The organism is Microvirga subterranea (assembly GCF_003350535.1).
GTDB lineage: Bacteria > Pseudomonadota > Alphaproteobacteria > Rhizobiales > Beijerinckiaceae > Microvirga > Microvirga subterranea.
Map to the genome: position 1 here is coordinate 75,073 of NZ_QQBB01000003.1, position 20,354 is coordinate 95,426.

The following is a 20,354-nucleotide window of genomic DNA, read 5'->3' on the forward strand; positions in this document are numbered from 1 at the left end:
AAGTCGTTCGACAGGGGGCGGAAAATAGCGGGTTGCGGTGGTATCGCAACCGAATTCTCGCGGCGGTCCGGGGCCTGGGCCACGGGCCTTCCGCGACGCCGGAAACGCCGCGGATTTCTGTCAGATGGTTGGTGCAACGGCACTTTTCCAGTCGTGCCGCTACTCCTTGCCCTTCAGCTTGCTTAAGGCCGCGAAGGGGTGCTCGTCGGCGTCGTTGGGATCCCGATAGCTGAAATCCACTCCGGGCTTGCGAGGATAGGGATCGAGGCCGAGGGCCAGGAACTCGGCCGTCAGGGACCCGAGGTCGATCTGTCCGTTGATGATCTCGTCCGGCGGCTCGTATTCGTGCATCTCGGTCGGCGGCTCCGGCGGCATGCCCGAGGGCTCCGCGAAATCGACCTCGACGTCCTCCTCGATGACCGAATCGAAGGGATCGAGCGTCACGACGCAGATCTGGGTCACGTCGGCCTTCACGGTGCCGGTCACGTGCACGCCCTTGACGGAGCTCTTCAGCTTGAAGTCGCCCGACAGCGAGCGGATCCCGGGCAGCCCGAAATCCTTCGACAGGGCATCGCATTCCTCCGCCGTCGCCTCGACATGAATCTCCGTGCCCTGGGGCGGCAGGTTCATCACGTCGACGGGCCGCGACAGGGGGCCCACGGTGTCAGGGGTCATCGGCTTCCCTCCTCTGCAAAGGCCTCCGGCCTCGGAAAAACGGGGCCCGCGTCGAGGACCGCATCGAGGTCCGCCTGCTTCAGGCCGTAATCCGCCGCGAGGGCATAACGCGCCAACGGGACCGCCGGTGCCTCGCTCTCATAGACATTGCGCCCGAGCGCCGCCGCCAGGGCTGCCTCATCCGCCCCGTCGAGCGGGCCGTCATAGGCATGGGCGCGGCCATAGAACGACGACGCGATCTTCTTCATGCGCTTCGGCACGACGGTATCGCCGACGCCCATTTCCCTAAGGGAAGCGTCCATGTCCCGGAAGAACGCGTCCGTCAGATCCTTGGCCACCTCGTCGGCCGGAGCCGGCATCGTGCGGAGGGCGCGCAGCATCAGCACCATATGAAGGGACAGGGATTCGAACCGTCCCTCAAGGGTGTCGGGGATCTGCAGGCGCGCGAAAAGCCCGGGTTCCCGGGACGCGGTGGCAATCCGCTTGTAGAGAAGCGCAATCCGAGTGCGCCGGGGATCCTTGCGGAAGAGACCGAAAATCAACGTGCTAGGCCTTCCTGCCTTGTCAAATTCACAGCACCGGGTTACGCCATCCGCATCCTCGGGCGCAAGCTTGTCAGCGCCGCATACCTGGAAGAACCATATGATGCGTCGATATCAAACCGTCCTGGTGCGCTTCGCTACGGCCGCCGTCATCGCCACTTCCCTTGCAGGCTGCATGGGCGGCGAGGAGTTCCGCCGCGGCTATGTGGGCGACGAGCAGACCCTGTCGCAGGTCCGCAAGGGCATGAGCGGCGAGCAGGTCCTCACGACGCTCGGAACGCCCTCGACGGTCTCCACGGTCGGCAACAAGACCTGGTACTACATCAGCCAGACCTCGCGCCGCACGTTCCAGTTCCTGCCCGAGCAGGTCGTCGACCAGAGGGTGACCGCTGTCTATTTCGACAACGGCCTGCGCGTCGAGCGCGTGGCGCTCTACGGCATCCAGGACGGCAAGGTCTTCGACTTCATCAGCCGCACCACTCCGTCCGGAGGCCAGGAGACCAGCTTCCTCGGTCAGATCCTGCGCGGCACGAACAACTTCAATCCGTTCGGCGTCTAACCGCCACGGTTTTCCAAAGATCGAACCATGGCCGGGCTCCTGCCCGGCCATTTTCGTTTCACAGCGCGGGTTCACTAGAGGCGCCGTTCAGGCGGGTAGCGGGGCCAGCAGCTCCAGCGTCCGACCATTCCGTAATCTAGGGTCCGGACACCGAGGCCATGCTTCAGCAGGATGCTCCAGAGATCCATCGTCAGTGTCGCACCGGTTCTAATCAAGGCCGCACGGAACCCAAACTCAAGCAGCTCGCCCACGTGAAGTATAGTATACTATACAGAGGCATCTCACAATTAAGCTTGGTTTACGTGTGGTCCTGCCGAGCCATGACCGGGTCCGGCTCTGGCAGGCACAGCGATCCTAGAGCATCGTGCGGAGCCGAAGGGCAGCGCCAGCGACCCGCAGGGCCACGCTCGAGAAAAGTGGATCCGGTTTCCGCACGAACGATGCTCTGACCCAAAGGGAAAGTACCGGAAGCGGTCCCAAACTGCAAACCCGCTTTTGGGTCCGACGCTTTGCTCATGTGCACCGGACGCCACCGCCGCCTCCCCCGACCTGCGATCTGCCGGCAAAGAAAAACCCGCGGCTTGCGCCGCGGGTCTCGGGTCTGGGCAATCTGCTCTTCGCTCTTACGAGTGGGCAAGGATTGCGAGCAGCAGCAGGGCGATGATGTTCGTGATCTTGATCGCCGGGTTCACGGCAGGGCCTGCCGTGTCCTTGTAGGGGTCGCCGACGGTATCGCCCGTCACGGAGGCCTTATGGGCTTCCGAGCCCTTGTGATGGGTCGTGCCCGAGGAGTCGGTGAAGCCGTCCTCGAAGGACTTCTTGGCGTTGTCCCACGCGCCGCCGCCCGAGGTCATCGAGATGGCGACGAAAAGGCCGGTGACGATCACGCCGAGCAGCATCGCGCCCACCGCCGAGAAGGCCTGGGACTTGCCAGCGATCCAGTAGACCACGAAGTAGGTGACGATCGGCGCCAGCACCGGCAGGAGCGACGGCACGATCATCTCCTTGATGGCCGCACGCGTCAGCATGTCGACCGCGCGTCCGTAATCGGGACGATCGGTGCCGGCCATGATGCCCGGCTTCTCCTTGAACTGGCGACGCACCTCCACGACGACTGCGCCCGCCGCTCGTCCCACCGCCGTCATGGCGATGCCGCCGAACAGGAACGGGATCAGGCCGCCGAAGAGCAGACCGACGACCACGTAGGGGTTGGCCAGCGAGAAGTCCGGCGTCACGCCCTGGAAGTACGGGTACTGCGCCGCATTCTTCGTGAAGTAGTTGAGGTCGGATGTGTAGGCCGCGAAGAGCACGAGGGCGCCGAGGCCGGCCGAACCGATCGCATAGCCCTTGGTGACGGCCTTGGTGGTGTTGCCGACCGCGTCGAGGGCGTCCGTGGACTTGCGGACCTCCTTCGGCAGGCCCGCCATCTCGGCGATGCCGCCCGCGTTGTCGGTGACGGGGCCGAACGCGTCGAGGGCCACGATCATGCCGGCGAGGGCCAGCATCGCCGTCACGGCGATCGCGATGCCGAACAGGCCCGCGAGCTTGAACGACACAATGATGCCCGCGATGATCACGATGGCCGGAAGAGCCGTGGACTCGAGGGACACCGCGAGGCCCTGGATCACGTTGGTGCCGTGTCCGGTCACCGATGCCTGGGCGATGGACTTCACCGGACGGAAGCCGACGCCGGTGTAGAACTCGGTGATGACCACGATGAGAGCGGTCACCGCAAGGCCCGCGATGGCGCACCAGAACAGGGCCTGCCCGGTGAAGTCCGCGCCGGCGATCGGCCCGAAGCCGATGGTGAAGTGCGTCACCGCCGCGATGGCGGCCGCCGAGAGAATGCCGGTCGCGATCAGGCCCTTGTAGAGAGCGCCCATGATGGACTCGTTCTGACCGAGCTTCACGAAGAAGGTGCCGATGATCGAGGTGACGATGCAGGCCGCGCCGATGCCGAGAGGATAGAGCAGCATGTTCTCGAGCACCGGCTGCCCGGCGAAGAAGATCGCCGCCAGCACCATGGTGGCCACGATGGTCACCGCGTAGGTCTCGAACAGGTCGGCCGCCATGCCGGCGCAGTCGCCGACATTGTCGCCCACGTTGTCGGCGATAGTCGCCGGGTTGCGCGGATCGTCTTCCGGAATGCCGGCCTCGACCTTGCCCACGAGGTCGCCTCCCACGTCGGCGCCCTTGGTGAAGATGCCGCCGCCGAGACGGGCGAAGATGGAGATGAGCGAGGCGCCGAAGCCGAGGGCCACGAGGCTGTCGATGACCACGCGGTCGCCGGGGCTCAGGCCCTCGATCCGGGTCAGATAGCCGAAGTAGAGCGCGACGCCGAGAAGCGCGAGGCCCGCGACGAGCATGCCCGTCACCGCACCGGACTTGAACGCCACGTCGAGGCCGCCCCCAAGCGACTGGGTCGCCGCCTGTGCGGTCCTGACGTTGGCCCTGACCGACACGTTCATGCCGATGAAGCCGGCCGCGCCCGACAGGATCGCGCCGATCGCGAAGCCGATCGCGACGCGGATGCCGAGGAGGTAGGCGATGATGGCGAACAGCACCACGCCGACGATCGCGATGGTGGTGTATTGCCGCCGGAGGTAGGCCTTTGCGCCCTCCGCGATCGCGCCCGCAATCTCTTGCATGCGCTGCGAACCTGCGTCGCGCTTCATCACGTCGCTGATGGCCCAGAAGCCATACAGGATCGATAGAAGGCCGCCCAAGATAATGAGGGTAAGTGCCATTGTGCCATCCTTGTTATGGGAAAGCAGAACGCCACTCATCAAGGCCTGTTTTTTGACCTTGACCGGCCCCTACCCCCAGCGAAGTCTGCAAACGCTGCCAAAATTCTATGCAGCCTGCAACGCGACTTCAGCATGACTCACAGGGAACACTTCAGGCGGGAACCGGCGCCTTGGCCCGCTTTTGCCACGCCAAAAGGGCCAAAGCGATGAGAACGGGCGGGAAAACAAGCCAATTCACGTTGTCCCAGCCTCCCGCATTGAGCAATTTGCCGGAAGAGAAGGATGCGACGGCGACCGAACCGAAGACGAGAAAATCATTCGCCGCCTGCACTTTCGTGCGCTCCTCGGGCCTGTAGCACTCGGTGACCAGGGTCGTCGCGCCGATGAATCCGAAGTTCCAGCCGATGCCTAAGAGAATCAGCGTGGCCCAGAAATGGGCGACCGTGATGCCCGAAAGGCCGATGACGGCCGCAACGGCAATCAGCAGCAGTCCAGCCGCCGTCACCTGCACCTTCCCGAAGCGGGCGATCAGGCTTCCGGTGAAGAAGCTCGGGCCGAACATGCCGAGGATGTGCCATTGGATGCCCAGAGCCGCCTCGCCGATCGAGTGGCCGCAGCCGATCATGGCGAGCGGCGCGGCGGTCATGATGAAGCTCATGAGGCCGTAGGACACGAGACCGGCCACGACCGCCACGATGAAACGGGGCTGCGCCGTGATCTCGCTTAGGGGCCGTCCGCCTGTCTTGGACACCGTGGTAACGGGCGCGGCCCGCAGAAAGGAGACGACCACGATCGTGAGCAGGGCCAGAACGGCCTGCCCCAGGAAGGCTCCCGCGAAGGGCGCGGAGCCGATCAGGTCGCGGGTCCAGATGACGGTCTGCGGACCGATGATCCCGGCCGCCAGCCCACCGACCATCACCCAGGAGATGGCCTTCGGCCTGAAGGATTCCGACGCCGTGTCGGTCGCGGCGAAGCGGTAGCTCTGGGTGTAGGAACCCCAGAAGCCGGCCACGAAGGTGCCGAGGCAGAACAGCGGAAAGCTCGCGGCCCCGATCCCGGCCGCCGCGAGGCTGCCGGCGATCACGCCGATCAGGCCCGCGAGGATATAGGCGCTCCGCCGACCCAGCCGCCGCATCAGCATGGCGGCGGGAATCGTGCCCGAGGCCAGCCCGAGATTGATGAGGCTCACCGGAAGGGTCGCAAGCTCCTTGTCGGCCAGGGTCTGTCCCACGAGCCCGCCCAGGGACACCACGATGGCCGGACTTGCTCCTCCCAGTGCCTGGGCCAAGGCGAGGACGAGCGCATTCCGTTTGGCGAGGGCATCGCCGCCAAGCGCCCGGGACATGCCGCTAGAAGTGCGAGAAGGAGCCGACATCGTAACGTCTTTCGATACCGCCGGTGCGGAAGACCGGCGGATCGGAGCCGGGGACGACGCGGCCGATCACCGACAGGCCGATGCCAACCGTATCGGCCTCTTTTCGGAGCCTGTCGAGATTCCTCTCGGGCACGGTGCAGAGAATTTCGTAGTCATCCCCACCCGTCATGACGCGGTCGAGCAGGTCGGGATCGGCATCGACGGCCTTGCGGGCGGCGCCGGACAGGGGCACGTCACCGGTCTCGACGATCCCGGACACGCCGCTCACCCGCAGCATCTTGGCGAGGTCGCCAGCGAGCCCGTCCGATACGTCCATGGCCGCGTGGGCATTGTCCCTGATAGCGTGAGCGAGCCGATGCCGAGGGCGCGGATTGAGATACCGGTCTGCGAGAAAATCCCGCTCCGCAGGCGACAGGGCTGTCGCCCAGAACGGCGAGGACCGGAGCCGGAGCCCGAGGGCGGCGTCGCCGATCGTTCCCGTGACGCAGATCAGGTCGCCGGGTCGGGCCGTCGTGCGGCGCACCATCCGGCCGGCCGGCACCTCCCCGATGGCGGTGACCGAGAGGGTCAGCGCCCCCCTCGCCTTCACGGTGTCGCCGCCGAGAAGCGGACAGGAGAAGTCCCGGGCTGCCTCGCCGAGCCCGGTCGCGAAGGCTTCGAGCCAGCCCACCGTCCAGTCCTCGGGAAGCGCGAGGCTGAGGAGGAACCCCTTGGGATCGGCCCCCTTGGCGGCCAGGTCCGACACGTTCACACCCAGGGCCTTGCGGGCGATCGTCCCGGCCGGGTCGCCGGGCAGGAAATGCACGGTCTCGACCAGCGCGTCCGTGGTGAGGACGAGATCATGCCCCGGGGTCGGCGACAGGCAGGCCGCATCGTCCTTCAGGCCGAGCCCGCCCTCGGCCGCGAGCGGCGCGAAGAAGCGGGCGATGAGGCTGTCCTCGCCGGGGCGTTGTGTCGACATGGTTTCAAGCTGTCCGAGTCGAGGCGGCTTGTCACCCCGGCAGGGGGCGTGATCAGCGCTTCCCCGGTCCGCCCGCCGTCTTGCGTTCGAGCTCCCCGGCCCGGACCTCGCGGGCCAGGGCATCGAGGACGGCGTTCACGAGGCCCGGCTCGTCCTCGTGGTAGAAGCCGTGGGTCACGTCCACGTACTCGGTGATGACGACGCGCACGGGCACGTCCTTGCGGTACATCAGCTCGTAGCAGCCGGCGCGCAGGATCGCTCTCAGCACCGCCTCGACCCGGGCCAGCGGCCAGCCGGCCGCGAGCGCCTTGTCGATCTTCACGTCTATCTCGCGCTGATTCTTGACCACGCCCGAGAGGATGTCGCGGAAGAACGCGTTGTCGGAGGGCTGGAACTCGATGCCCTCGACCTCGCGGCCGATCCAGAAGGCCTCGAACTCCGCAAGCGCGTCGATCACGCCCTTGCCGGACAGATCCATCTGATAGAGGGCCTGAACGGCCGCGAGACGGGCAGCGGAGCGCTCCGCAGGCTTCGCCATGATCAGGCCTCCTCGACGTTGCGTTTGATGCGCAGAACGGCGAGCGCCGCTTCCACCGCTCCCCCGCCCTTATTCAATTCATTGACCCGCGCACGGGTCCAGGCCTGCTCGTCATTCTCGACGGTCAGGATGCCGTTGGCCAGCGGAATGCGGCGTGCGACCGAAAGATCCATGAGCGCCCGGGAGCTTTCGCCCGCCACGATGTCGTAATGACCCGTCTCGCCGCGGATGACGCAGCCCAGCGCCACGACCGCATCGTAGGGCCTGCCGGCCTTCTCGGCGGCATCGAGGGCGATTGCGATGGTCGCGGGAATTTCGAGCGCCCCGTCGACTGTCAGCACGTCCATGGTCGCCCGTGCGGCCTCGACGACGCCGCGGGCGCCGCGCAGCAGCTCATCGGCGATGTCGTCGTAGAACCGGGCCTCGACGACCAGGATGCGGGCCCCGGGTACGGGGGGACGGGAATTCGGGGACTTGGCGGAATGCGAGACCATGGGAACCGTTTCGACAATGAGATGGCGACCCTCCTCAGCCTGGGAGACCGGCTCGATGCCGCTTCCGAGGTGGGTCGGGATGCCGTGGAAGCGCCCCGATCGCCGAGGCGGTGCTCCGCACCGCTTCACGACAAGGGCTTTACGCTCTGAACATGGAAAACTTGGTGCGTCCCCCTACTCCGCCCGGCGCGCATCCGCAAGCCGCGCGGCGTAGCGGGCCATGAGATCGACCTCGAGATTGAGGCTGTCGCCGACCTGCCGCTCGCCCCAGGTCGTCACCGCGAGGGTGTGCGGGATGATCAGGACCGAGAAAATGTCGTCGTTGACCGAATTGACCGTCAGGGAGGTTCCGTCGAGGCAGACGGAGCCCTTCTCGGCGATGAAGGGAGACAACGTGGAGGGCGCCCGGATGATGAAGCGGGCGGTCGGTCCCCACGGATCGTCGCCCGCCGTGATGGCCTCGCGCGCCACGATGGTGGCGATCCCGTCCACATGCCCCGTGACGATATGGCCGCCGAGCTCGTCGCCGATCTTGAGGGACCGTTCGAGATTGATCCGCGTTCCGACCTGCCAGTCCCGGACGTTCGTGCGCTCCAGGGTTTCGGATGCGGCATCGACCTCGAACCAGCAGCCGTTGCCCCGCGGCTCCACCGCCACGACCGTCAGGCAAGGCCCGCCGCAGGCGATGGAGGCCCCGAGGGCGATCGTCGCGGGATCGTAGGTGGATTCGATGCGGATGCGCCGGAGGTTCTCCCCGTCCGAGACGGCGCTGACGCGCCCGACATCCGTGACGATACCCGTGAACATCTAAGCTTTCTCCCAAAACATGAAGAGGTCGGGCCCGACCTGCTCGTCGCCCGTGAGGCGCAGCTCGTCCATCCGGTCCTGCAGGGCGAGCCCCAGGGCCGGCACATCGCCCCGTCCCCGGGCGGAGCGGCCGGTGATCAGGACCAGTTCGTCGATGAGGTCGGCGCCCGCGAGGGCGTCCGCAAGCGCCAGTCCTCCTTCGCAGAAGACCCGCGTCAGCCCTCGGGCGCCGAGAAGCCGGAGCATCTCGTCGAGAGCAACATGCCCCTGCGCGTCGCCCGGGACACGCAGGACCTCGGCGCCGCGGGCCACCAGCTCCTGTTCCGCCTCCACCGGCGCAGCCGTGGCGGCCACGATCCAGGTCGGGACCTGTCCGGCCGTGCCGATGACCCGAGAGCCGGGCGGCGTCCGCAGGTGGCTGTCCACGACGATCCGGATCGGCGAGCGCGCCTCCAGCCCCGGCAGGCGTACGTTCAGGAGCGGGTCGTCCGCCAGCACGGTTCCGACGCCCACCATGATGGCGTCCGCATGGGCGCGCATCAGGTGCACCCGCCCATTGGCGATCTCGCCGGTGATCATGAGGCGCGGCCCGTTGCGCGATCCGGCGAAGCCTTCGGTCGTGCGGGCGAGCTTCACCGTCACGGCAGGCCGACCTTGCGTGACCCGGGTGATGTGGCCGCGGTGGGCCCGATAGGCGGCGCCCGCCAGGCAGCCGGCGACCACCTCGATCCCGGCGGCGCCCAGCCTTTCGTGCCCCTGACCCGTGACCCGGGCGTCCGGATCCTCGATCCCGGAAACGACGCGGCGGATGCCCGCTTCCACGACCGCATCGGCGCAGGGTGGCGTCTTGCCATGGTGGGAGCAGGGTTCGAGAGAGACGTAGAGGGTCGCGCCGCGGGCGCGCTCGCCGGCGGCCGCGAGGGCCATTCGTTCGGCATGGGGGCGCCCGCCCGGCTGGGTGACGCCCTGCGCCAGGATGACTGGATGCTCGCCGCTCTCGTCGACGACGACAGACCCGACGGACGGGTTTGGCCAGGTGAGGCCGAGATTGCGCTCGCCGAGCGCGATCGCCAGACGCATGAGGCGCTCGTCGCGGAGGATCTGTTCCGGCGAGCGTTCGGAACCGGCAGCGGGCGCCATCACTCGGACCGGCTCTCGGCCCGACCGGCTGCGGGCGTGCCGCCCTCGTCCGTCTCCTCCTCGGCCAACTTGTCAAGGATCGCCCCGAAGTCCTTGGCTTCACGGAAGTTCTTGTACACGGAGGCGAAGCGCACATAGGCGACGTCGTCGAGGCCCTTCAGGCCCTCCATGACCAGCTCGCCGACCGTCTCGCTCGGCACTTCCGCATCGCCCATGCTCTCGAGCTGGCGCACGATCCCGTTGAGCATGCGCTCGACGCGCTCGGGGTCGACGGGCCGCTTGCGCAAAGCGACCTCGACGGAGCGTTCGAGCTTGTCCCGGTCGAAAGGCACGCGCCGCCCCGACCGCTTCACCACGAACAGCTCGCGCAGCTGCACCCGCTCGAAGGTCGTGAACCGGCCGCCGCAATCCGGGCAGATGCGGCGACGGCGTATGGCCGAGGAGTCGTCCGTGGGGCGGGAATCCTTCACCTGGGTGTCCAGGCTCCCGCAATAGGGGCAGCGCATGAGGCGTTCGGACCCTTATGCGTAGATCGGGAAGCGCCGGGTCAGCTCGTGCACCCGCTGCTGCACCGAGGCTTCGACCGCGGCGTTGCCCTCGTCGCCGTGCTTGGCGAGGCCGTCGAGAGCCTCGACGATCAGTTCGCCGACCTTCTTGAACTCGGCGACGCCGAAGCCGCGGGAGGTCGCGGCCGGGGTGCCGAGGCGGATGCCCGAGGTCACCATCGGCTTCTCGGGATCGAAGGGCACGCCGTTCTTGTTGCAGGTGATATGGGCGCGGCCGAGGGCCGCCTCGGCGGCCTTGCCGGTCAGCTTCTTCGGACGCAGGTCGACCAGCATCAGGTGGTTGTCCGTGCCGCCGGCCACGATGGCATAGCCGTTCGACAGCATGGTGTCGGCCAGGACCTTGGCGTTCTCGACGACCGAGCGGGCGTAGAGCTTGAACTCGGGACGCAGGGCCTCGCCGAAGGCGACGGCCTTGGCGGCGATGACGTGCATGAGCGGGCCGCCCTGGAGGCCGGGGAAGATCGCCGAGTTGATCTTCTTGGCGAGGTCCTCCTCGTTGGTGAGGATCATGCCGCCGCGGGGGCCGCGCAGGGTCTTGTGGGTGGTCGTGGTGACCACATGGGCGTGCGGGAACGGGGACGGATGCGCGCCGCCGGCCACCAAGCCGGCGAAATGGGCGATGTCGACCATGAAGAAGGCGCCGACCTCGTCCGCGATCTCGCGGAAGCGGGCGAAATCCCAGAAGCGGGAATAGGCGGAGCCGCCGGCCACGATCACCTTGGGCTTGTGGGTGCGCGCCAGCTCCGCGACCTCGTCCATGTCGATGATCTGGTCGCTCTCGCGCACCTTGTAGCTCACCACGTTGAACCACTTGCCCGACATGTTCACGGGGGAGCCGTGGGTCAGATGGCCGCCGCAGGCGAGATCGAGGCCCATGAAGGTGTCGCCGGGCTTCATCAGGGCCATGAACACGGCCTGGTTGGCCTGGGAGCCGGAATTGGGCTGCACGTTGGCGAACTTGCAGTCGAACAGGCGCTTGGCCCGGTCGATCGCCAGCTCCTCGGCGATGTCGACGAACTGGCAGCCGCCGTAGTAGCGGCGGCCCGGATAGCCTTCCGCGTACTTGTTGGTCATGACCGAGCCCTGCGCCTCGAGCACGGCGCGGGACACGATGTTCTCCGAGGCGATCAGCTCGATCTCGTCGCGCTGGCGGCCGAGCTCGAGCTCGATGGCGCGGGCGATTTCCGGATCGCTGTCGGCGAGGCTCGCCGAGAAAAAGCTGTTGGACAGGTGGCTGCGTGCCGCTTCACTCGCGCTCATGGATAACCCTCACCTCTTGCGAGCCGCCGATCCGGCCGTTCCGGGCCCTGTAACCCGGTCGAAGGCAGCTGCTCGATCTGGACTGTTCCGTGGCCTTTATCATGCGCCGACAAGGCACGCCAACCCGCAGGATGACATGTTGGCCCTGCACCGGAAAAGCAACAGCCCGCCTTGCGGGCGGGCTGCGGGGATTCCTGTCCTGCGGCAGGGATCAGTTCTGGAGGAACATCTCCGCGTCAGGCTCCGTCGGCGTGCGGCTCGCCACCGGGATGGCATTGCCGAGGCCGTCCTTGTTGTAGATGTCGTCGCGGAACTGCACGAGCCCGTCCGGGGTCGCCCAGGCCGTTACGTAAACCCAGTGGATCGGAACCGGCTGGGCGAGGCGGGCGTCGATGCGCTCGCCGGACTTGAACGTCGCGTCGATCTGCTCGCGGCTCCAGCCGGGCGTGTCCTTCAGGAGCCACTCGATGTAGTCGCGCACGTTCTGCACGCGGATGCAGCCCGAGGAGACGAAGCGGAAATCGTCGCCGAATATGCCCTTGGAGGGCGTGTCGTGCATGTACACGCCGTGCTGGTTCGGGATGTTGATGCGCACAAAGCCCATGGAGTTCAGGTCGCCGCCCGGATCCTGACGGAAACGGTAGCGGGTCGCCTCGTCCGAGAACCAGTTGATCTGGCTGGAGGGAACCTCCTGGCCGGCCGCATTGAAGATGCGGATCTTGTTCTCGGTGAGGTAGTTCGGCTCCTTCTGCATCTTCGGGATGAGGTCTTTCTTCACCACCGAGGCGGGAGCCGTCCAGAACGGGTTGAAGTTGATCTCGACCACCTTCGAGTTCAGCAGCGGAGACTGGCGGTCGATCTTGCCGACGCCGGCGGCGTGGCGGGTGTGGACGACCCCGCCCTCGACCGTCTCGACCAGGGCGGCTGGAATGTTGGCGACCACGTAGCGGTTGCCGAGGTTGCCCGAGAGCGAACGCAGGCGCACCACGTTGATCTCGAGCTGGCGGATGCGGGTCTCGACCGGCACGTTCATGGCCGCGACGGTGGCGGCGTTCATGGTGCCCGTGGAGCTGATGCCGTGCCGCGCCTGGAATCGGCGGACCGCGGCCTCGACGTATGAATCATAGATCGGCGACTCGCCCGCATTCGGGTCGAGGTCGCCGGTGACGATCAGGCGCTGCCGCAGGGCGACGACGGCCGGGCTCTTGGAGCCGACGCGCATGCCGTCGACGCCGCGGACGGGCTGCCATCCGCCGCGGGCGGCGATGTTGCGGTATTGCTCGATCACCTGCTCGGTGGCGGCCAGCGCATCGGGCGACAGCATCGGGGTGGAGGTCCGCTGGACACGGCTCCGGGATACGGCCTCGTAATTCTGCGACCACTCGGCCTGGTTCGCCGCGAATTGCTGCGCCAGCGCCGCTGCCGGCGTGAAGACAAGGGCAAGCGATCCTGTGAGGAGGGAACGGCGTGACACCATCGAAGTGCAAGCTCTCGGTTCGTGTTTCCAGTAGGCGAGAACGGAAGTACATCCGTCTCTCCTGACCGATCTCGGCTCGAAAATGCCGAGAGACGATTAATGAAGGGTATTCAAAACCGGGAACAACGCGGCCATTTTATGGCAGACTACTTTCCCACAGGATCTCAGGCCAAGATCTCGCGATCGTGAACGGAACACTGTGTCACGAGGGCCACATCCACAAAATGCCCGGATGTCGCCTCAGCCGTTTCCGAGCAGATAACCCTCGGGCGTGCGCCCCGAATCGGCGGGCGCCTCGTAGGACGGGCGCCGGACGGGCTTCGTCCGGGCACCCGAGTTCCGCCCCGCAGGAGCCGCCCTGCCCCGCGACGGTTCGACAGGAGGCGCGGCCTCAGGACCTTGGCCGGCGCCCTGCGCCCGTCCGATCGCGTCGATGAACGAGCCGAGGGGAAACGACTGGGCGAGAGCCGGCCCCGCCATCAAGAGCGAGGCGGCCATCAAACCTGAAGCGAGCGGAAGACGGGGCATTGGCATGAACCTTCGGTGATCTCGCCGGCATGCGAACCGCCGCCGGCCTGTTCTTCCGAATTACTTTGCAAATGCCCTTACGTCGCCTCCCGGAACAGGGAGGGGGGACCCGCTTTTCCGCCGCGCTCCTTACCTACTGCCTCTGATGAGCGGCGAACCAAGACAGGACGAGATAGGTCAGGATCAGCGCCACGAAGGCCGCCATGGTCGCCCCGCTCGTCGGAACGATCCCGGGGAAGAAGGCCGCGAGGATGAGGTGGCTCATGATCGCAAGCAGCCACATGATGCCGCCCCAGGTGCTCGCCATCCACAATCCGACGGCCGCGATGAGATCGATCAGCGCGAAGTAGATGATCGTGGCCTGATAGCCGGTAGACCGGATCTCGAACTGGCCGGCGGGCGTCCAGATGCCCAGGATGACCGCCCAGGCGCTCAGCCCCTTCATGATCCAGAGGATCGCGAGGATGCGCATGAACCATGTCAGGGCGAAGGCCCACCGCATGGTGCTGGGCGCAGCCGGACGCTCCTCGATGCGATCGGAAATGGTCTCGCGGGTGAAGTCGGTCGGCTTCTGGCCGGAAATCCTCAGCATCAGGCGATCTCCAGCTCGTGGGTCCCGAGGTGGGAGAAGTACCGGTCGATGACCGCCGGGTCGACCTCACGGAGGGAAGCCGGGCGCCAGTTCGGCTGTCCGTCCTTGTCGACGATGACCGCCCTCACCCCCTCGAAGAAATCGTGCCCTTCGAAGATCCGCGACACGATCCGGAACTCGGTCTTCATCGCTTCGTCGAAATCGAGCGCCGCGCCGCGGCGGACCTGCTCGAACGCGAGGCATAGGCTGGTTGGCGACTTCGTTCGCACGCCGGCGACGGTCCTAGCCGCGAACTCCGAGCCTTCGGCCGCCGCCTGGTCGAGATGCGCGAGGATCGCCTCCACGCTGTCGGCAGAGAAGCAGGAATCGACGACATCCATGTTGGCCGCGAAGGGTGCGGCACCTGGATCGGCCGAGGCTTTCGCCAGGGCCTGCTCGACGGGCTCGCCGGCGATCAGCGCCGCGCGAAGGGCCGGAAGGTCCCGGCTGTCGACCGCATGGGTGGCGAGGCCCAGCATCGTGGCGTCGGCCCGCTTCACCCGCTCGCCGGTGAGGGCGAGATACATGCCGCTCTGCCCCGGCAGGCGCGGCAGCGCATAGGTGGCACCGACGTCGGGGAAGAACCCGATGCCGACCTCCGGCATGGCGAAGAGATAGCGCTCCCCCGCGACCCGGTGGGAGCCGTGAAGCGAGACGCCGACGCCGCCGCCCATGACAATCCCGTCGATCAGGGAGACATACGGCTTCGGGAAATGCTTGATGAAGGCGTTGAGCTGGTACTCCTCGCGCCAGAAGGCCAGCGCCTCCTCGATCCGCCCCGCCTGCCCCATCTCGGTGAGCTGGCGGATGTCGCCGCCGGCGCAGAACGCCTTCTCGCCGGCGCCCTCGACGACGACCCGCGTTATCGCCGGGTCCGCCGCCCAGGCCTCCAGCGCCCGGCGCATCTCCCGCACCATGGTCAGGGTCAGCGCATTGAGCGCCTTCGGCCGGTTGAGGGTGATCACCCCCGCTTCCCCCTGACGCTCGCAGATCGCTTCGCGGCTTTCGTCCATCGCGGGCTCCTTGGTTCGCATGAGGGATAAGCGGGCGGGGGTGCGGCGGTCAATGAGGGCTGTCCATGCCGTAAAGCCTCACTCGACACGGCAGGATGACACTGTTATTTCGTTTCATTTCATGAAGGCCTGTCCCGTGAGGCGGCTTATCGATAGGAGAATCCCCTATGGCCTACAGCGTCCGCCGCATCGGCACCGAAACACGCATCAACACCTCGGTCGAGGGGAGCCAGTACGTCTCAGAGTACACCCAGCTGACGGATGGGCGCATCCTCGCTACTTGGAGGGGCAATGGAACCCTGCCCGGCCAGCAGGACGACCAAGGCATCTTTCAGCAACTCTTTGACGCCAACATGAACCGCATCGGCGGTGAAGTGCGAATCAACACTACGGTCGCAGGATCACAGAACATCGCTTCGACCATTGCGCTTCCCGGCGGCAAATGGGCCCATCTCTGGTATGGACAGCAGCCCTCGAACTCAGCTGTCCCTGGACTGCTCATGCAGATTTTCGATGAGAATGGCCGCGTCGGAGGAGAGACCCTGGTCAACAATCCGGTCAACCAAGTTTATGGGGCCACAACCCAGAAGCTGGCTGATGGCGGCTTCGTGGCGATGTGGTACGGCCCCAGCACCCAGCCAGGACAAGAAGCCAACACCGATATTTTCTACCAGCGCTTTGATGCAGCTGGAGCCAAGATCGGCACGGAAGGCCGGATCAATACATCGACGGAAGGGGCTCAGGAGCGACTAGTGGTACTCGATCTACCCGGAGGCACCTTCGGCGTCGTCTGGAAAGGAAATGGAACACAGCCCGGGCAGGAAGACGATAACGGTCTGTATCTCCAGCGCTTTGACGCGAATTGGAACCGCCTGGGCTCGGAGACCCTGATCAACGCGCCGGCAGCAAGTTCAACCGAGTACTCATCTTTCACCAACCTCGCAGACGGAGGTTGGGTGGTGACCTATTACACCTACGCGGGAAGCACGTACGAAGCTTGGCAGCAGGCCTTCGACGCCGACGGCTCCAAGCAAGGCGGGCCAACAGAGCTGACGCCGGACGCCGGCATCGCCTTCTTGCCTTCTGCCCGCCCCCATGCGCTGACCGGCGGCAAGTGGATGACCTTCTGGCACGAGGGGACTTTCACTGAAAGAGATCTCTATTACCAGGTCTTCAACGCCGATGGCAGTGCGGCAGGCACGAAGGCGCTGGCGACCACCTCGACAACAGGCACGCAGGCAAGAACCGACATCTACGATCTTCCCGGGGGTGGGTTCATGTTGGTTTGGACGGGAACGGGAACACAGCCGGGGCAGGAGGATGCCGACCGCGGGTTCTTCTTCCAGCGCTTCGACGCAGCCGGGAACAAGGTCGGCAGCGAAACCCGCATCAACACCACCACTGTTGGAGAGAGCTGGAGTTTGGATCTTGAATTTCTACCGACCGGCCATATCGTGGCGGTCTGGACCAACTATGGAGCGCCGCAAAGGCAGCCGAGCGACGAAGTAGATGTCTTCCAGCAGGTCTTCGATGCCGACTGGAACCGGGTCGGGCCCGAAACACGCGTCGCAACAACATCGGCGAGTGTACAAAATACCGCACAGATCAAGGTTCTTGCGGACGGCAGTTGGATCGTCGGTTGGGAGGGCCATGGTACCCAGCCGGGCAATGTGGATCCCTACGACGATACCACTGGGACCGGCGGCGTTTTCTTCCAGCACTTCAGGCTCAACGAACCTCCGACTGCTATCACCCTGACCGGCACCATCCGGGAGGATGCGGCAGGGGGCACGATCGCAGGCGCGCTGACGGCAACAGATCCCGACCCGAACGACACCTTCACCTACGCGATCGTCGACAATCAGGGCGCCAGCATCGCCCATCCTCTCTTTGAGATCGTCGGCGGCACGATGAAGCTGAAAGCCGGCGCCTCCCTCGACTACGAGGCCGCAGCCGCTCATACGATGCGGATCAAGGTCACCGATGCCGGTGGCGACACCTTCATCCAGAACGTCACCGTCACGGTCACCGATGCCGTGGATGTGTTCATGGGCACGGCTGCTGGGGAGACGATCAGCGGCACCGCAGGAGACGACAGGATCTACGGCAAGCTTGGCAAGGACGTGCTCACGGGAAGCACGGGGCGGGACATCTTCGTCTTCGACACCAAGCCGAACAAGAAGACGAACCTGGACACCATCACCGATTTCTCGCCGGCCGACGACACGATCGGGCTCGACAACAAGTACTTCAAGAAGCTCGGCAAGGGCTCGGAAGCAAGTCCTGCCAAGCTGAACAAGAAGTTCTTCAAGGTGGCCGACAAGGCCAAGGACAAGGACGACTACCTCGTCTACGACAAGAAGAAGGGCATCCTGTATTACGACGCCGACGGCTCGGGTGCCGGCAAGGCGGTGGAGATAGCCAAGCTCGCCAAGAACCTCAAGCTCACCGCAGCCGACTTCTTCGTCGTCTGACCCTCGGCATCCCCGGCCATGCCCTGGAGCCATCCGCTCAGGGCATGGCAGCCTTGGACGCGGCGTCGCGCGCTTCCTTAGAGCAATTTAAATGTGCTAACCGTTTCGGCATCCGCCGGCGTGTTCGGGCCGGCTCTGGATCAGGATTCATGTCGAAGCTGTCGCCGTTTCCCCGCCCCGCCTCCCAGGATGCCGCCCCGACGACCCTGGGCCTGTCCCACCGGCCGCGACGCAACCGGAAGGCGGAGTGGTCGCGGCGGCTCGTGCGCGAGAACGTGCTCACCGCCGACGACCTGATCTGGCCCCTCTTCGTGATCGAGGGCGCGTCGGGCCGTGAGGCCGTCTCGTCCATGCCGGGCGTCGAGCGCCTGACGATCCCCGAGATCGTCCGGGAGGCCGAGCGGGCCGCCGCCCTGCGCATCCCGGCCATCGCGCTCTTTCCCTATACGGACCCTTCCTTGCGCGATCCGACCGGAACCGAGGCCATGAACGCCCGCAACCTCGTGTGCCGCGCCGTGCGCGAGATGAAGAAGGCCGTGCCCGAGGTCGGCATCATCACCGACGTGGCGCTCGACCCCTATACCAGCCACGGCCATGACGGGATCATGGAGGGCGACCGGATCCTCAACGACGAGACCGTGGCGGTTCTTGCACGGCAGGCCGTGATCCAGGCCGAGGCCGGCGCCGACGTGATCGCCCCCTCGGACATGATGGACGGACGGGTCGGCGCGATCCGCAGCGCCCTCGACGAGGCCGGCTTCCAGGACGTGCAAATCATGGCCTATGCGGCCAAGTACGCCTCGGCCTTCTACGGGCCGTTCCGCGACGCCATCGGCACTAGCGCCACTCTGGTGGGCGACAAGCGCACCTACCAGATGGACCCGGCCAACACGGACGAGGCACTACGCGAGGTCGCCCTCGACCTCGAGGAGGGCGCGGACATGATCATGGTCAAGCCCGGCCTGCCCTATCTCGACATCGTGCACCGGGTGAAGGACACCTTCGCGGTGCCGACCTTCGCCTATCAGGTCTCCGGCGAATACGCGATGATCCAGGCCGCCGCCGGCAACGGCTGGATCGACGGTGAGCGGGCCATGATGGAAAGCCTCCTGGCCTTCAAGCGTGCGGGAGCCGACGGCATCCTCACCTATTTCGCCCCGCGCGTGGCCGAAAAGCTGAAGGCCCAAGCCTGACCCCCGGCCCTGCATGATCCGCCTCGGCCTCCCCCGGTTCTGGCGGATCGCAGCCGGATTCATCGCGCTGTGCCTGCTGGCGGGCTGCAGCTTCATGGTCGATGCAGAGCAGGCCAGGGTCTGCCGGGTCGCGATTCCGGCCCTGAACCCGGGCGCGAGAATCGCAGTCCAGCGTGTCCGGCCCGGCCCCTCGGCCCGCACAATCGTCATCGACTACACGGCGGAGAACCCCGGCAGACCGGTTCAGGAGCGGATGGTTTTCTGTCAGTTCGCCGCAGAGGGCCTGTCGCCGAACAAGGCGGAGCTCACTGCGATCGGCACCGAGCGGGGCCCGATCTCCGGTGCGAGCCTGTACTTCCTCAAGCACTACTACATCGACTCGCCGGAAGGCGTGGCCGGCGATCCCGGAAGCCGGCTCGATGCCGCCGTCGCGGAGATTCCTGCCGGTGCGGCCTATTCGCTCCAGCAGCTCCTGGTCAGCCTGCCGCGCACGGCCATCTATGCCCTCCTGGCCGTCGCCTATGCGCTCGTCTTCGGCCTGAGCGGACGCATCAACCTGGCGTTCGGCGAGCTGGCAGCCGTCGGATCGGCAGGGACCATCGCGGGCGCCTCCATCGTGCTGGCGTCCGGGATCAGCTCGCCCCTCGTCGGCCTCTCGGCCGGCCTTGCCGCCGCCCTCTTCGCGGGCGCCTTCCACAGCGCGGTGGGGGGCTATTTCACCATCGGGCGCATCCCGAGCAACCAGCCGAGCCTGATCGCGACCGTCGGGCTGTCGCTGTTCCTGATGGAATACCTGCGTCTGGTCCAGAGCCCGGTGACCGTGTGGCTGCCGCCGATCTGGTCGGAGCCGTGGCCGCTGGCCCGGTCGGGCGATTTCCTCGTCAGCCTGACGCCCATCACGCCGACGACCACCGGAATCGGGCTTGTCGTAGCGTTAGGGCTCCTGTGGCTGATGAAATCCACAGGATTCGGCCGCGCTTGGCGCGCCTATGCGGACGATGCCCGCGCCGCTGCCCTGTTCGGGGTCGACGGGCCGCGGCTTCTGATCCAGACCCTGGCGCTCGCGGGCGCCATGGCGGCTCTGGCAGGGCTGCTGATCGTGGCGCAGTATGGGGGTCTCGGCTTCGCGGGCGGCTTCCAATACGGGCTGAAGGCCCTCATAGCCGCCATCATCGGGGGGATCGGCTCGATCCCCGGCGCGCTGCTCGGCGGGTTCGCCGTGGGATTGTTCGAAACCCTCTGGTCGGCATACTTACCGATCGAAGGGCGGGACATGGCTCTCTATGCCGCCCTGATCGTCTTCCTGATCTTCCGTCCGGGCGGATTGCTCGGCACGCAGGATCCAACACCACGACCCGTCTAAGGGCGAAAATC

20 protein-coding genes are annotated in these 20,354 nt (G+C 66.2%); 4 read left to right on the plus strand and 16 right to left on the minus strand.

Annotated features, from left to right (window positions below; all coding sequences use genetic code 11):
• Positions 1 to 159: 159 nt before the first annotated feature.
• Positions 160 to 675, minus strand: coding sequence for a YceD family protein (locus tag DES45_RS08445; RefSeq protein ID WP_114769557.1), 516 nt, complete (start codon positions 673 to 675; stop codon positions 160 to 162).
• On the minus strand, positions 672 to 1,217 hold the full coding sequence (locus DES45_RS08450; RefSeq protein WP_114769558.1) for a ubiquinol-cytochrome C chaperone family protein: 546 nt from the start codon (positions 1,215 to 1,217) through the stop codon (positions 672 to 674). Before DES45_RS08450 ends, DES45_RS08445 begins: the two co-directional genes overlap by 4 nt.
• 100 nt (positions 1,218 to 1,317) lie before the next feature.
• Between DES45_RS08450 and DES45_RS08455 the strand changes: the two genes are divergently transcribed.
• Positions 1,318 to 1,776, plus strand: a complete 459-nt coding sequence (locus DES45_RS08455; protein ID WP_114769559.1) for an outer membrane protein assembly factor BamE — start codon at positions 1,318 to 1,320, stop codon at positions 1,774 to 1,776.
• A gap of 74 nt (positions 1,777 to 1,850) precedes the next feature.
• On the opposite strand, the gene DES45_RS26330 is transcribed toward DES45_RS08455, so the two are convergent.
• The 14 genes from DES45_RS26330 to DES45_RS08525 all read right to left on the minus strand — a co-directional run bounded on the left by DES45_RS26330 (position 1,851) and on the right by DES45_RS08525 (position 15,313).
• Positions 1,851 to 2,027 (minus strand): DUF2938 family protein, encoded by a 177-nt coding sequence (locus DES45_RS26330; RefSeq protein WP_114769560.1) that lies wholly within the window; start codon positions 2,025 to 2,027, stop codon positions 1,851 to 1,853.
• Positions 2,028 to 2,399: 372 nt separating this feature from the next.
• A complete protein-coding gene (locus tag DES45_RS08465) occupies positions 2,400 to 4,523 on the minus strand; it encodes a sodium-translocating pyrophosphatase (RefSeq protein WP_114769561.1) in 2,124 nt (707 codons plus the stop codon).
• A gap of 151 nt (positions 4,524 to 4,674) precedes the next feature.
• Complete coding sequence (locus tag DES45_RS08470) at positions 4,675 to 5,898, minus strand: MFS transporter (protein ID WP_245571619.1); 1,224 nt, start codon at positions 5,896 to 5,898, stop codon at positions 4,675 to 4,677.
• On the minus strand, positions 5,873 to 6,859 hold the full coding sequence (thiL, locus tag DES45_RS08475) for a thiamine-phosphate kinase (RefSeq protein ID WP_114769563.1): 987 nt from the start codon (positions 6,857 to 6,859) through the stop codon (positions 5,873 to 5,875). The genes DES45_RS08470 and thiL overlap by 26 nt, the downstream gene beginning before the upstream one ends.
• 52 nt (positions 6,860 to 6,911) lie before the next feature.
• A complete protein-coding gene (nusB, locus tag DES45_RS08480) occupies positions 6,912 to 7,397 on the minus strand; it encodes a transcription antitermination factor NusB (RefSeq protein WP_114769564.1) in 486 nt (161 codons plus the stop codon).
• Between the two features lie 2 nt (positions 7,398 to 7,399).
• Complete coding sequence (ribH, locus tag DES45_RS08485; RefSeq protein WP_114769565.1) at positions 7,400 to 7,891, minus strand: 6,7-dimethyl-8-ribityllumazine synthase; 492 nt, start codon at positions 7,889 to 7,891, stop codon at positions 7,400 to 7,402.
• A 174-nt stretch (positions 7,892 to 8,065) separates the two neighbouring features.
• Complete coding sequence (locus tag DES45_RS08490; protein ID WP_114769566.1) at positions 8,066 to 8,698, minus strand: riboflavin synthase; 633 nt, start codon at positions 8,696 to 8,698, stop codon at positions 8,066 to 8,068.
• Positions 8,699 to 9,838: a bifunctional diaminohydroxyphosphoribosylaminopyrimidine deaminase/5-amino-6-(5-phosphoribosylamino)uracil reductase RibD gene (ribD, locus tag DES45_RS08495; protein ID WP_245571622.1), complete on the minus strand. Its 1,140-nt coding sequence runs from the start codon at positions 9,836 to 9,838 to the stop codon at positions 8,699 to 8,701.
• Positions 9,838 to 10,344, minus strand: a complete 507-nt coding sequence (gene nrdR, locus DES45_RS08500; protein WP_114769567.1) for a transcriptional regulator NrdR — start codon at positions 10,342 to 10,344, stop codon at positions 9,838 to 9,840. The genes ribD and nrdR overlap by 1 nt, the downstream gene beginning before the upstream one ends.
• A 15-nt stretch (positions 10,345 to 10,359) precedes the next feature.
• Positions 10,360 to 11,664, minus strand: a complete 1,305-nt coding sequence (glyA, locus tag DES45_RS08505) for a serine hydroxymethyltransferase (protein WP_114769568.1) — start codon at positions 11,662 to 11,664, stop codon at positions 10,360 to 10,362.
• A gap of 211 nt (positions 11,665 to 11,875) precedes the next feature.
• A complete protein-coding gene (locus DES45_RS08510; RefSeq protein WP_114769569.1) occupies positions 11,876 to 13,141 on the minus strand; it encodes a L,D-transpeptidase family protein in 1,266 nt (421 codons plus the stop codon).
• Positions 13,142 to 13,381: 240 nt separating this feature from the next.
• Positions 13,382 to 13,669: a hypothetical protein gene (locus DES45_RS08515; protein WP_147282368.1), complete on the minus strand. Its 288-nt coding sequence runs from the start codon at positions 13,667 to 13,669 to the stop codon at positions 13,382 to 13,384.
• Between the two features lie 133 nt (positions 13,670 to 13,802).
• A complete protein-coding gene (locus DES45_RS08520) occupies positions 13,803 to 14,261 on the minus strand; it encodes a DUF6163 family protein (RefSeq protein WP_114769571.1) in 459 nt (152 codons plus the stop codon).
• A complete protein-coding gene (locus DES45_RS08525; protein WP_114769572.1) occupies positions 14,261 to 15,313 on the minus strand; it encodes an enoyl-CoA hydratase/isomerase family protein in 1,053 nt (350 codons plus the stop codon). The genes DES45_RS08520 and DES45_RS08525 overlap by 1 nt, the downstream gene beginning before the upstream one ends.
• Positions 15,314 to 15,480: 167 nt before the next feature.
• Between DES45_RS08525 and DES45_RS08530 the strand changes: the two genes are divergently transcribed.
• The 3 genes from DES45_RS08530 to DES45_RS08540 all read left to right on the plus strand — a co-directional run bounded on the left by DES45_RS08530 (position 15,481) and on the right by DES45_RS08540 (position 20,343).
• The gene (locus tag DES45_RS08530; protein ID WP_114769573.1) at positions 15,481 to 17,787 is read left to right on the plus strand and encodes a cadherin domain-containing protein; all 2,307 of its coding nucleotides are present in this window, start codon (positions 15,481 to 15,483) and stop codon (positions 17,785 to 17,787) included.
• A 149-nt stretch (positions 17,788 to 17,936) separates the two neighbouring features.
• Positions 17,937 to 18,980, plus strand: coding sequence for a porphobilinogen synthase (gene hemB / locus DES45_RS08535; protein WP_114769574.1), 1,044 nt, complete (start codon positions 17,937 to 17,939; stop codon positions 18,978 to 18,980).
• A gap of 13 nt (positions 18,981 to 18,993) precedes the next feature.
• Positions 18,994 to 20,343, plus strand: coding sequence for an ABC transporter permease subunit (locus tag DES45_RS08540; protein ID WP_114769575.1), 1,350 nt, complete (start codon positions 18,994 to 18,996; stop codon positions 20,341 to 20,343).
• Positions 20,344 to 20,354: the final 11 nt, after the last annotated feature.

Bases quoted from the DNA above. Each gene is read 5' to 3' on its own strand.
- DES45_RS08445 (WP_114769557.1), bottom strand. From the start codon at position 675: ATGACCCCTGACACCGTGGGCCCCCTGTCGCGGCCCGTCGACGTGATG.
- DES45_RS08455 (WP_114769559.1), top strand. From the start codon at position 1,318: ATGATGCGTCGATATCAAACCGTCCTGGTGCGCTTCGCTACGGCCGCC.
- DES45_RS08465 (WP_114769561.1), bottom strand. From the start codon at position 4,523: ATGGCACTTACCCTCATTATCTTGGGCGGCCTTCTATCGATCCTGTAT.
- DES45_RS08470 (WP_245571619.1), bottom strand. From the start codon at position 5,898: ATGTCGGCTCCTTCTCGCACTTCTAGCGGCATGTCCCGGGCGCTTGGC.
- thiL (WP_114769563.1), bottom strand. From the start codon at position 6,859: ATGTCGACACAACGCCCCGGCGAGGACAGCCTCATCGCCCGCTTCTTC.
- nusB (WP_114769564.1), bottom strand. From the start codon at position 7,397: ATGGCGAAGCCTGCGGAGCGCTCCGCTGCCCGTCTCGCGGCCGTTCAG.
- ribH (WP_114769565.1), bottom strand. From the start codon at position 7,891: ATGGTCTCGCATTCCGCCAAGTCCCCGAATTCCCGTCCCCCCGTACCC.
- DES45_RS08490 (WP_114769566.1), bottom strand. From the start codon at position 8,698: ATGTTCACGGGTATCGTCACGGATGTCGGGCGCGTCAGCGCCGTCTCG.
- ribD (WP_245571622.1), bottom strand. From the start codon at position 9,838: ATGGCGCCCGCTGCCGGTTCCGAACGCTCGCCGGAACAGATCCTCCGC.
- nrdR (WP_114769567.1), bottom strand. From the start codon at position 10,344: ATGCGCTGCCCCTATTGCGGGAGCCTGGACACCCAGGTGAAGGATTCC.
- glyA (WP_114769568.1), bottom strand. From the start codon at position 11,664: ATGAGCGCGAGTGAAGCGGCACGCAGCCACCTGTCCAACAGCTTTTTC.
- DES45_RS08510 (WP_114769569.1), bottom strand. From the start codon at position 13,141: ATGGTGTCACGCCGTTCCCTCCTCACAGGATCGCTTGCCCTTGTCTTC.
- DES45_RS08515 (WP_147282368.1), bottom strand. From the start codon at position 13,669: ATGCCCCGTCTTCCGCTCGCTTCAGGTTTGATGGCCGCCTCGCTCTTG.
- DES45_RS08520 (WP_114769571.1), bottom strand. From the start codon at position 14,261: ATGCTGAGGATTTCCGGCCAGAAGCCGACCGACTTCACCCGCGAGACC.
- DES45_RS08525 (WP_114769572.1), bottom strand. From the start codon at position 15,313: ATGGACGAAAGCCGCGAAGCGATCTGCGAGCGTCAGGGGGAAGCGGGG.
- DES45_RS08530 (WP_114769573.1), top strand. From the start codon at position 15,481: ATGGCCTACAGCGTCCGCCGCATCGGCACCGAAACACGCATCAACACC.
- hemB (WP_114769574.1), top strand. From the start codon at position 17,937: ATGTCGAAGCTGTCGCCGTTTCCCCGCCCCGCCTCCCAGGATGCCGCC.
- DES45_RS08540 (WP_114769575.1), top strand. From the start codon at position 18,994: ATGATCCGCCTCGGCCTCCCCCGGTTCTGGCGGATCGCAGCCGGATTC.